Origin of the sequence: Streptomyces sp. RKAG290 (assembly GCF_023701695.1) — a bacterium.
Taxonomy (GTDB): Bacteria; Actinomycetota; Actinomycetes; order Streptomycetales; family Streptomycetaceae; genus Streptomyces.
The window spans coordinates 7,017,866-7,028,375 of the sequence record NZ_JAJOZC010000001.1; the positions used below are offsets into that span (position 1 = coordinate 7,017,866).

Below are 10,510 nucleotides of genomic sequence, written 5' to 3' on the forward strand. Positions count from 1 at the left end.
AGGTACAGGATCCAGGGGCGGTCCGCAGCGGGCGGGGAGCAGACCGGCGGCTCTCATCTACTCCCGAGGTGGTACGTGCACGGCCGCTGGCCGTACGACGACGCGGACCCCCGTCCGGAGACAGGCTCGGAAGCGACAGAAAGCGTGACCGAGAACCCTGAACCGAGGAGCTGACCGAGATGAACACCCTGGCCTTCAACGGCGGACCCGGACCGTGGATCCTGCTCTTCCCGCTCGTCTGGGCGGCTGTCGTCATCGGCGTCGTCACGGTCCTGCGCCGCACGGTCTGGCGCGGCCGGCGCGGCCCCTGGCAGACCCGGACCGCACAGGGCGGCCCCGTCGAACCCTCACCGATCACCATGCTCGGGCGGCGCTTCGCCGCCGGGGAGATCGACGAGGACGAGTACTGGCGCCGGCTCTCCGTCCTGGACGAGCAGTTCGGCACCCGCGGCAAGGGTGGTGCGGCATGACCACCACCGTCACGGCCACCGGCACCACGACCGCCGCCCGGGTCGTCGACGCCGTGAAGCTCTACGGCTCGGGCGACACCGAAGTCAGGGCCCTGGACGGGGTGAGCGTCGACTTCCCGGCCGGCCGCTTCACCGCCATCATGGGGCCCTCCGGCTCCGGGAAGTCCACCCTGATGCACTGCGCCGCCGGACTCGACACCCTCACCTCGGGGGCGGCCTTCATCGGCGACACCGAACTGGGCACCCTCGACGACCGCCGGCTCACTCTGCTGCGCCGGCGGCGCGTCGGTTTCGTCTTCCAGGCCTTCAACCTCCTGCCGACACTGACGGTCGCCGAGAACATCACGCTCCCCATGGACCTGGCCGGGGAGCGCCCCGACCGGGCCCGGCTGGACGCGCTCATCGACACCGTCGGACTGCGGGACCGGCTGCACCACCGCCCCAGCGAACTCTCCGGCGGCCAGCAGCAGCGGGTCGCCGTGGCCCGTGCCTTCGCGGGCGGTCCCGAAGTCGTCTTCGCCGACGAGCCGACCGGCAACCTCGACTCGCGCTCCGGCCAGGAAGTCCTGCGGCTGCTCGGCCGCACCGTCCGGCAGACCGGCCGCACCGTCGTCATGGTCACCCATGACCCGGTCGCCGCCGCGCACGCCGACGAAGTCGTCTTCCTGGCCGACGGCAGGCTCGTCGACCGGATGCCGGACCCCACCGCCGAACGCGTACTCGACCGCCTCAAGGCCTTCGACCCCGCACCGAGCACCCAGGAGACGCCATGAACAGCACCGGCGCCTCCGTACGCCTCAGCCTCTCCTCGCTCCGCGCCCACCGGCGCCGCTTCGTCGGCACCCTGACCGCCGTGCTGCTCGGCGTCGCCTTCCTCGCCGGAACGCTCGTCATGGGGGACACCCTGCGGGCGAGCTTCGACACCATGTTCGGCAACGCGGCGAGCGGCACCGACGCGGTCGTCCGCAGCACCAACGTCGTCACGGTCGCCGGCGAATCGGAAGGGACCCGGCAGCCCGTGAGCACCGCTCTCGCCCAGCGCCTCGCGAAGCTGCCCCAGGTCGCCGCGGCCGCCCCCGACATCCAGGGCGCCGGCCAGCTGATCGGCGCCGACGGCAAGCCCATCGGCGGCCAGGGCCCGCCCACCCTCGCGGGCAACTGGATCGACGACCCCGAACTCAACCCCTACCGGGTGGCCGAGGGACGGGCCCCGGCCGCGGCCGGCGAGGTCGTGGTGAACCGCGGCACCGCCGACAAGGGCGGGCTGGAACTCGGCGACACGACGGTGCTGCGCACCCCCGACCCGGTACGCGTCACCGTCGTGGGCCTGGCCACCTTCGGCGGCGAGGACGGCATGGCGCAGGTGACGTACACCGCAATGACGCTCGCCGACGCGGAGAAGCACCTCACTCCGAAGCCCGGCCAGGCGTCGAGCATCCAGGTGCGGGCCGGCCCCGGAACCAGCCAGCAGGAACTCGTGGACGCACTGCGCCCCGTCCTGCCCGCGCACACCGAGGCCGTCACCGGGCAGGCCTCGGCCGCCGAGAACCAGGACATGATCTCCGGCGCCTTCCTGAGCTTGTTCACCACGCTGCTGCTGGTGTTCTCCGGCATCGTGCTGCTGGTCGCGACCTTCTCCATCCACAACACCTTCGCCATCGTCGTCGCCCAGCGCACCCGGGAGAACGCCCTGTTGCGCGCCTTGGGCGCCACCCGGCGGCAGATCCTCGGTTCCACCCTCGTGGAGGCGAGCGTGGTCGGCGTGCTCGCCTCCGCAGCCGGCCTGGCCGGCGGCATCGGCATCGCCGCCGGACTGCAGGCGCTCTTCCCCGCGATCGGATTCCCCTTCCCCGACGGGCCCCTCGTCATCAGCGGTGTGTCCATGGTGCTGCCACTCGTCGTCGGCGTGGTCGTCTGCGTCGGCTCCGCCCTGGTGCCCGCCGTCCACGCAGGACGCACCGCACCGCTGGCGGCCCTGCGCGAGAGCGCAGTCGACGACTCGGCGGCCTCCCGGGCCCGCGCCCTCACCGGGCTCGGACTGCTGCTCGCCGCAGTCGGCGTGATCCTGACCGGTGCGCTCGCCGCCCCGTCCGTCTGGCTGTCGGCCATCGGCGCGGTGCTGGCGCTCGCCGCCTTCGTCGTCCTCGGACCGGTCGCCTCCTCGTACGCCGTACGCCTCCTCGGGGCGCCGCTCGGCCGGCTGCGCGGCGCGACCGGTCACCTCGCCCGGCGCAACGCGCTGCGCAGCCCCAAGCGGACCGCTTCGACCGCCACCGCCCTGATGATCGGCGTCGCGGTGGTCTCGCTGTTCACCGTGTTCGGCGCCTCGTTGAAGGCCACGATGAATCAGACGGTCGACCGTTCCTTCGCCGGCGACGTCGCCATCAGCGCACCCGCCTTCGGGGCCGGCGGCAGCGGTCTCAGCCCGCGGCTGGCCCCGGCCGTCGACCGGCTCCCGGAGGTGGAGAGCGCGGTCGGCCTCGGCAAGGGCGTCGCCGAGGTCAACGGCTCCGGACGGGCGCTCACCGTCACCGACCCGGCGGCTCTCGCCGGCGTCCTCGACCTCGGCAAGGTCGACGGGTCGATGAAGGCCCTGGGCGGCGGCGGGCTCGCCGTATCGGACACCGAGGCGGGCAAGCGGCACCTGCACACCGGCTCCACCGTGCGGCTCGCCTTCACCGACGGCAAGGAGCGGACCTTCACCGTCCGGGCCGTGTTCGGGCAGTCGGAACTGGCCGGGGACTACGTGATCACCCGGCAGGCCTGGGCGCCGCACCGCGCCCAGGACTCCGACTCGCTGGTCGCGGTGTCCTTCAAGGACGGGGTGTCCACCGGAGACGGGAAGGCCGCGGTCGCGAAGACCGCGGCCGCGTACGGGAACCCGGACGTGCAGACCCGTGACGAGTACGCGCAGTCCTCGGCCGGCGGCATCGACATGATGCTCACCCTGGTCTACGCCCTGCTCGCACTCGCGGTGCTCATCGCCCTTCTCGGCATCGCGAACACCCTCACCCTGGCCCTCCACGAACGCACCAGGGAGCTGGGACTGCTGCGGGCCGTCGGACAGACCAGGCGGCAGCTGCGGGCCATGGTCCGCTGGGAGTCCGTCCTGGTCGCCGCCTTCGGTACCGCGGGCGGGCTGCTGCTCGGCGGGGCCCTCGGCTGGGTGCTGGTCAAGGCGTCCGAAGGGGCGGGCGACACGGCGTTCGCCTTCGCCCTCCCGCCGCTGCGGCTCCTGCTGATCGCCCTGGTGGGTGTCACCGCGGGCGCCGTGGCGGGCTGGCGGCCGGCCAGGCGGGCGGCACGGCTGGACGTGCTCCGCGCCGTCGCCGCCGACTAGGGCCGCTAGGAAGGACGCGGCCACGGCGCGGACGGACGGGAGCGGGACGCCTGTGCGGCGTCCCGCTCCCGTCCCTCAGCCGACCACCACCGAGCGTGCGCCCGTGGGCGACGCGACCTCCGGTGGGATGACGCCGCTCAGTTCGAACGGCCCGTCGGTCGTCGCCCCGTACACCGAATGCGGTGGCTGCGCGGCGAAGAGGGAAGGTGCCGGAAGCGTGAACCAGACGATCTTTCCGGCTCCGCCCCTCGGACGGACTCCCCAGCTCTCACTGACCGCGGCAATCAGTGCGAGTCCGCGCCCCGATGTACTGGAGTCGTCGGCCTCGCGCACGGTCGGCAGCCGTGGGTCGTGGTCATGGACGGACACCGTCAGCCGTTCGAGCAGCAACTCGATCTCGACGGTGCATGATTTGTCCGGCTGTGCATGCCGGTGGACATTGGTCAGCAGTTCGGTGACGCCGAGCGCTGCCTGGTCGATCAAGGGATCGAGATGCCAGTAGCGCAGCTGCGCCGAGATGATTCTGCGGACCTGACCGATTCGCGACGGCAGGGCCTGGAGCTCCACCGTGCAGTGCCTGCTTGGCTCGCTGATCACGGCTGCGACTCCCCGAAATAGGTCCGGAAGAAGACGAAGGGACGGATCCAGCAGTTTGGCTGGCTGCTGATTCCGGGCCGGCGGCCTGGATCACAGTGTCACCGCCGGTAAACCATGAGTGACGTGTGTCCAATGTCGCTCAGGGGATACCGCTCCGCAACTCGCGGTGGCTCCGCGGCGCCGCTCCGTCAGCCCCGCCCGCCGCCCGCACCGCGCACCGCTTCGAGGAACCGGTGCGCGGGACCGGCGTCGTCGGGCTTGCCGGGGCGGTGCGGCATCGTGAGCCGGTACCGGGTCCCGTTCACCCGCGCCACCGTCGCGCCCCCGCCCGCGAACCACGGCCTGCCCGCGCTCACGGTGCCCACCGGTGCGCTGTCTATCTCCCGGCCGTAACTGGTGAGCAGGACCACCCGGCCGTCCTTGACGGTCACCTGCCCGGCCCGCGTGAGCGACCGCGCCCACCGGTCGATCCGTACGCCTGTCTCGCTGAACTCCGTTTCGGACATGACCCCTTCGCCCCCTTCTTCGCGTCCCCGAGGGAAGTGTGCCCATTCCGGGGCCGGTGCACCAGAGCGGAACGGGACGCATCCGCGCGGGTGTGCCGCGTATGTCCACCGGCGTCCCGCCCGCAACACCAAGGCAGGGCTATGGAGTACCAAAGTCAATGTTTGTGCAGGTAGGGGGCATATCGTGGGGCGCGCCGAGACCGGTCGTACGAGGAGAAGCGCGCTGATGGACACGAGTGAGCACAGGCACGACGGCGAAGCCGTGGCGACCGTCGACGTCGACCGCACCGACCTGGCTTACCGGGCCTGGCTGAAGGAGGCCGTCCGCAAGGTCCAGGCGGATGCCAACCGCTCCGCCGACACCCACCTGCTGCGGTTCCCGCTCCCCGAGAGCTGGGGCATCGACCTCTACCTGAAGGACGAGTCGACGCACCCCACCGGCAGCCTCAAGCACCGGCTGGCGCGCTCACTCTTCCTGTACGGGCTCTGCAACGGCTGGATCCGCCCCGGAGCGCCGGTGATCGAGGCGTCGAGCGGCTCGACAGCCGTCTCGGAGGCGTACTTCGCCAAGCTGATCGGGGTGCCGTTCATCGCCGTGATGCCCCGCACCACCAGCCCCGAGAAGTGCCGCCTCATCGAATTCCACGGCGGCCGCTGCCACTTCGTCGACGACTCGCGCTTGCTGTACGAGGAGTCCGCCACGCTTGCGGCACAGACCGGTGGCCACTACATGGACCAGTTCACCTATGCGGAACGGGCCACGGACTGGCGGGGCAACAACAACATCGCGGAATCCATCTACCAGCAGTTGCGACTGGAGCGGTACCCCGAACCGGCCTGGATCGTCGCGACCGCGGGCACCGGCGGCACCTCGGCGACCATCGCGCGGTACGTGCACTACATGCAGCACGACACCCGGATCTGTGTGCCCGACCCGGAGAACTCCTGCTTCTTCGACGGCTGGACCCAGCACAACCCCCTTGCCACCAGCGACTGCGGCTCCCGCATCGAGGGCATCGGCAGGCCGCGGATGGAGCCGAGCTTCGTCCCGGGGCCATCGACCGGATGATGAAGGTCCCGGACGCGGCCAGTGTCGCGGCCGTGCGTGCCCTGGAGCGGTCCATCGGCCGCAAGGCGGGCGGATCCACCGGAACGGGACTGTGGAGCGCGTTCAAGCTGGTGGCCGAGATGGTCGGGCAGGGCCGCACCGGCAGCGTCGTCACCCTGTTCTGCGACCCCGGAGACCGCTACCTCGACAAGTACTACTCCGACTCCTGGCTGGCCGGGCAGGGGCTGGACATCACCCCGTACACCCGGACGATCGACCACTTCCTGGCCACCGGCAACTGGCCCGGCCAGGAACCGATTTCGGTCTGATCCGCCGGACACCGCAGGCAGCGGCGCCCCGGCCGGGGCGCCGTGCGGGCCTCAGGCCGGGGCCGCCGGGAGCCGCCGGCCGAGGTTGCGCACCGCGTCCCGGAACGCCTTGCCCATCGCTGCCCGCCCCCGCCCCATCGTGAACCGGAACAGCGCCGACCCGTCGGCGGCGAAGGTCCACTGCACCCGCGTCCCGGTGCCGGCCGGGGTCAGCAGCCACTCCTCCAACAGGGCGTGCAGGCCCGGCGCGTTGGACTCGTCGGCCCGGTAGGCATAGCGCGTCCCCGGCTCCGCCGCGACGACCGTCTCCCGGAAGACGATCCCGCCCCGCAGCCGCACCACACGCCCGGCGCCCGCGTCGACCGGGCGCGCCGAGGTCACCTGGGTGAACCAGCCGGGCCAGCCCTCGACATCATCGGCCAGGGCCCGGTAGACGACGTCGGGCGGCGCGGACACCTCGGCGGCGAAGACCAGTCGTAGCGCAGCGGACTCGACGAAGTCGAGGTCCACGGAGCGGAGTCGGCGTGCCATGGAACGCACCTCCCGTGCGAGCGGCGGCGGACGGGCCGCGCACACCCTATCCGGCGCGCCGCCGGATGTCGCCATGTGCGGCAGCGTGGGACCGGCACGCGGATCGCGTCAGCGCACCGCAGTCAGTGAGCCGCCCTCCCGCAGCCGGCCCGTCAGCCGCACCGACGAGGTCCGGGGTGCCGGCACCGCGAGCGTGGTACCCGCCGACGAGGTGCGGGCCGCCCCGGTCGCCTCGATACGGCTCACCGCACGGCTTCCGGCAGCCAGCACGTACCACCGGCCGGAGGGCGCCCTCCAGTGCGTGGCCGCCAGGACGTGCTGGCCGAACCGGCTGCACAGCGCCGTGTCGCGTCGGTCGGCCACCACGGCCGCAGGCGCGGTCGCCGACGGGTCGGGCCCCAGGAACTGCACCAGAACGCGCCCAGGGCCACGCCAGGTGTCCGCCCGGGTGCAGACCCACTGGGCCGGCGCGCCGCCCTCGGGGAGGCGCTGCTCGGCGAAGTCCCAGTTGTTGACCGCGCGGACACCGGCGCCGCGCAGCGCCCGCAGCGAGCACGCGGTGCGCGCCCAGCTCAGCAGGGCGGGGCCGCCCGTCGCCTCCCTCGGCTGGCGCGCGGGTGCGCCGCCGCCGGGCTTCGGCGTGAACGTGAGGTGGACCGGCGCCAGATCGCCGAGGTCGGTGACGAGGAACGCGTGCTTCTCCACGATGCGCTCGGAGGAACGCAGTTGCATCACCGGCCAGGAGTCGCAGCCGGCGCCCGGCGACGGCCGCGCGACGGCGGCCGTGACGCCGTCCGCGGCCACCTTCAGCGCACGCGCCGGGGTGTTCGGTCTCAGCAGATCGCGGGTCGTGGTCTGCGCGATCCAGGGCGCCAGCAGGAAACGGGCCCGGTCGGCCCTGCGGCTGACGACGACGGCCGCGCCCGTCGTCACGTCCGCGTCGTCGGTCCGCGCGAAGTCCAGCGCGGGCGCCGCCTTCCCGGACAGCGACTCCGCGTAACGCACCACCCGCACACCGCCGTCGTGGAACAGCACCACGGCGGAGCCGTCCACCTCACCCGCGTACAGCAGCCGCGGTGGCTGGGCGGGGGGCACCGGGAGGGTCCCGGGCGTGGTCGAGACGGGAGTGCTGTCCGGCGTACGCCCCCAGGCGCGCAGCGCCCGGCCGAGCAGCTCCCGGTCCTCCGTGCGGTCACCGCGGGCCGGCCACGCGGTGAAGTCCACGCGCGAGGTGTCCGCCCACGCCTCTGCGGCGGTGCGCAGCAGCGCCGCCGGATCGAGGGCGGGGGCGGACCCGCTCCGGCCGGCCCGGCCGTCGGGGAGACGGACGGCCGAGCCCTCCTCGGCCAGCGCGACCACGCCCCCCGCCACCACGCACAGCGCCGCGGCGACCGCCACCGCCCGCATCCGGTGCCTGCGCCGCAGCAGATCGCTCGGGCGCGTCTGCAGCACGCACGGGTCGAACTCCCCGGAACGCAGCAACGCCGCGGCGCCCGCGCGGTCGTCCGCAGCCAGCCGACGGGCCGCCCGCACCGCCCCCTCCGCGTCTTCGGCATCCGCCCGCGCGAGCAGCGCCTGCGCCTCGGGCTCCGCCAGCTCCTCCAGCAGCCGCAGCGCGAAAGCCGCCCGTACGGCCTCCGGAACCGCCGACATCGCCTGGTCCAGGGCGAGCTCCGCCGCGCCCCCGGCGCGCGGGAAGAGCCGCAGACCCCAGACGGCCGGGAGCGTGGGGCGCAGTGCGGCAGGTGCCGGCAGCCGGTCCGGCCACCAGCGTGGCCGGCGCTCGTGGGCCAGCGCGGTGCGCAGCACCCGCAGCCGCATCCAGGCATAGGCGGAGGTGGCACCGCCCGGGGCCGGCCGCTGCGAGCCGCCCCGGGTCTGTGCCGGGACGCGGGCCGGGGCCGGGGCCTCGGGCGCCGTCCGCACCCCCGGCAGTGCGCGCTGGACCACGGCGTGCGCGGCCAGCACGCGGCGGTGCCGGCCGAGAGCCGGCGGCAGCACCAGATAGGCGAGCCGGACGAGGCGCGGATAGTGCTCCACGAGTGCGGCCTCGGCCTGCTGGACGCCGTGGCGTTCGCTGTTGCCAAAGGACCGCTGCTGCGGGTGGTGGATCGGCATGAGTTCGGTGCCTTCTGAGCCGTAGGCGAAAACCTTCACACCGACAAACGACTCGATCGTGTGACGGTCACATCACCTGCTCACGGCACCTGTCGCCGCACGCGTCCGGGTACGGTCGCCGGCCCGTCCCCGTCGGCACGGCGGGTCAGTGATACGGCTGCGCCGGACGGTCGAGCATGGAGTCCAGCACCCGGCCGAAGACCCGCCGCCCCGCGCCCGCGATCAGCGGATCACCCCACCGCGGCAGCAGCCGGACGCTCAGCTCCTCCACCCACACCACGTGCGAGCCGGCATGGGTGGGATACACGTCGATCGAGGCCCGGCCCAGCACCACCTTGCCGCGCTTCTCCAGGCGGCACATTCCCGCCCTGCTGCCGGCCGGCGGTGACCACCGGACCACTTCCATCGGATCGTCGAACGCCAGCGGGCCCACACCGGTCCGCGCCACGAAGACCGTCCCGATGCGGGTCGGCAGCCCGACGGGCACCGTGATCGTGGTCAGCGGGACATGCGCGGCGTGCCGTTCCCAGTCCGTCACCCGGCGCCAGGACTCGGCTGCGGGCAGCGGGGTGAAGCGCTCGATCCGGAAGACGGCCACAGCATGATCCTAGGCGCTGGCGGCCGGGCCGCGAGCTGAGCGGAATCCCAGCTCAGCCCTGGGCCGGCTCGCCGCCCGCGTTCCGGCCCGCCACCACCAGGCCCGGCAGGTGCTCCTCGATCTCCTCGCGGGCGCCGTCGGAGAGACCCGCGTCCGTGACGAAGGTGTTCACCTGCTCCAGCGTGGCGAACGAACTCAGTCCCACCGTGCCCCACTTGGTGTGGTCGGCGACGACCACCACACGCCGTGCCGACTGGACGAAGCGCCGGTTGGTCTCGGCCTCCGCCAGGTTCGGCGTGGACAGGCCGGCCTCCACCGAGATCCCGTGCACGCCGAGGAAGAGCACATCGAAGTGGAGCGAGACGATCGCCTGGTCGGCGACCGGGCCGACCAGCGAGTCGGACGGCGTCCGCACCCCGCCGGTGAGCACCACGGTCGCGGCACCCGGCCGGGCGCCCGGCGACCCCGGCCGCTGCGCGGAATGGAACACGTCGGCGACCCGCACCGAGTTGGTCACCACCGTCAAGTCCGGTACGTCCAGAAGATGCTGGGCGAGCGCATAGGTCGTGGTGCCCCCGGAGAGCGCGATCGCACTGCCGGGCACGGCCATCGCGGCCGCCGCCCGGGCGATGTCCTCCTTGGCGGTCAGCTCCAGGGTCGACTTGGCCTCGAAGCCGGGCTCGTGCGTACTCGCCTCGACCACCGGTACGGCGCCGCCGTGCACCTTCTCGATGACGCCCTGCCTGGCCAGCGCGTCCAGGTCCCGGCGGACGGTCATGTCGGAGACGCTCAGTTTCCTGGTCAGCTCATTGACCCTGACCCCACCGCGCCTGCGCACCTCGTCGAGGATCAGCGCACGCCGCTGCTCCGCGAGCAGATTCTGATTCTCGCTCAACGCCGGTTCCGTTCCTTCCCTCTGGCCGTGCAGGAGTTCGTCAAGACGGGCTCATCCTTCCACGCGGTGTCGCGGGCC

The 10,510-nt window shown here is 73.0% G+C and carries 9 protein-coding genes and 1 pseudogene; 4 read left to right on the forward strand and 6 right to left on the reverse strand.

The window, feature by feature from the left end; genetic code table 11:
- The first annotated feature begins 179 nt into the window (after window positions 1-179).
- The 3 genes from LNW71_RS31050 to LNW71_RS31060 are packed head-to-tail and all read left to right on the forward strand — an operon-like array spanning window position 180 to window position 3,810.
- On the forward strand, window positions 180-470 hold the full coding sequence (locus LNW71_RS31050) for an SHOCT domain-containing protein (protein WP_250971223.1): 291 nt from the start codon (window positions 180-182) through the stop codon (window positions 468-470).
- Complete coding sequence (locus tag LNW71_RS31055) at window positions 467-1,243, forward strand: ABC transporter ATP-binding protein (RefSeq protein WP_250971224.1); 777 nt, start codon at window positions 467-469, stop codon at window positions 1,241-1,243. The genes LNW71_RS31050 and LNW71_RS31055 overlap by 4 nt, the downstream gene beginning before the upstream one ends.
- Entirely contained in the window at window positions 1,240-3,810 is a 2,571-nt protein-coding gene (locus LNW71_RS31060) for an ABC transporter permease (RefSeq protein ID WP_250971225.1), read from the forward strand. Before LNW71_RS31055 ends, LNW71_RS31060 begins: the two co-directional genes overlap by 4 nt.
- A gap of 75 nt (window positions 3,811-3,885) precedes the next feature.
- Here LNW71_RS31060 and LNW71_RS31065 read toward each other — a convergent pair whose 3' ends face one another.
- Window positions 3,886-4,407: an ATP-binding protein gene (locus LNW71_RS31065; protein WP_250971226.1), complete on the reverse strand. Its 522-nt coding sequence runs from the start codon at window positions 4,405-4,407 to the stop codon at window positions 3,886-3,888.
- A gap of 188 nt (window positions 4,408-4,595) precedes the next feature.
- Window positions 4,596-4,913: a hypothetical protein gene (locus LNW71_RS31070; RefSeq protein WP_250971227.1), complete on the reverse strand. Its 318-nt coding sequence runs from the start codon at window positions 4,911-4,913 to the stop codon at window positions 4,596-4,598.
- A 226-nt stretch (window positions 4,914-5,139) separates the two neighbouring features.
- On the opposite strand from LNW71_RS31070, the pseudogene LNW71_RS31075 reads away from it, so the two are divergent.
- Window positions 5,140-6,290 (forward strand): annotated as a pseudogene (locus tag LNW71_RS31075) (PLP-dependent cysteine synthase family protein).
- A 51-nt stretch (window positions 6,291-6,341) separates the two neighbouring features.
- On the opposite strand, the gene LNW71_RS31080 reads toward LNW71_RS31075, so the two are convergent.
- The 4 genes from LNW71_RS31080 to LNW71_RS31095 all read right to left on the reverse strand — a co-directional run bounded on the left by LNW71_RS31080 (window position 6,342) and on the right by LNW71_RS31095 (window position 10,432).
- Window positions 6,342-6,821: an SRPBCC family protein gene (locus tag LNW71_RS31080; protein WP_250971228.1), complete on the reverse strand. Its 480-nt coding sequence runs from the start codon at window positions 6,819-6,821 to the stop codon at window positions 6,342-6,344.
- A 108-nt stretch (window positions 6,822-6,929) separates the two neighbouring features.
- Complete coding sequence (locus LNW71_RS31085) at window positions 6,930-8,939, reverse strand: hypothetical protein (protein ID WP_250971229.1); 2,010 nt, start codon at window positions 8,937-8,939, stop codon at window positions 6,930-6,932.
- A gap of 145 nt (window positions 8,940-9,084) precedes the next feature.
- Window positions 9,085-9,537: an SRPBCC family protein gene (locus tag LNW71_RS31090; protein ID WP_250971230.1), complete on the reverse strand. Its 453-nt coding sequence runs from the start codon at window positions 9,535-9,537 to the stop codon at window positions 9,085-9,087.
- A 52-nt stretch (window positions 9,538-9,589) separates the two neighbouring features.
- Window positions 9,590-10,432 (reverse strand): DeoR/GlpR family DNA-binding transcription regulator, encoded by an 843-nt coding sequence (locus tag LNW71_RS31095; protein WP_250971231.1) that lies wholly within the window; start codon window positions 10,430-10,432, stop codon window positions 9,590-9,592.
- Window positions 10,433-10,510 lie beyond the last annotated feature (78 nt).

What these genes read in the sequence shown, in the direction of transcription:
- LNW71_RS31050 (WP_250971223.1), top strand. Translation starts at nt 180, where the DNA reads ATGAACACCCTGGCCTTCAACGGCGGACCCGGACCGTGGATCCTGCTC.
- LNW71_RS31055 (WP_250971224.1), top strand. Translation starts at nt 467, where the DNA reads ATGACCACCACCGTCACGGCCACCGGCACCACGACCGCCGCCCGGGTC.
- LNW71_RS31060 (WP_250971225.1), top strand. Translation starts at nt 1,240, where the DNA reads ATGAACAGCACCGGCGCCTCCGTACGCCTCAGCCTCTCCTCGCTCCGC.
- LNW71_RS31070 (WP_250971227.1), bottom strand. Translation starts at nt 4,913, where the DNA reads ATGTCCGAAACGGAGTTCAGCGAGACAGGCGTACGGATCGACCGGTGG.
- LNW71_RS31080 (WP_250971228.1), bottom strand. Translation starts at nt 6,821, where the DNA reads ATGGCACGCCGACTCCGCTCCGTGGACCTCGACTTCGTCGAGTCCGCT.
- LNW71_RS31085 (WP_250971229.1), bottom strand. Translation starts at nt 8,939, where the DNA reads ATGCCGATCCACCACCCGCAGCAGCGGTCCTTTGGCAACAGCGAACGC.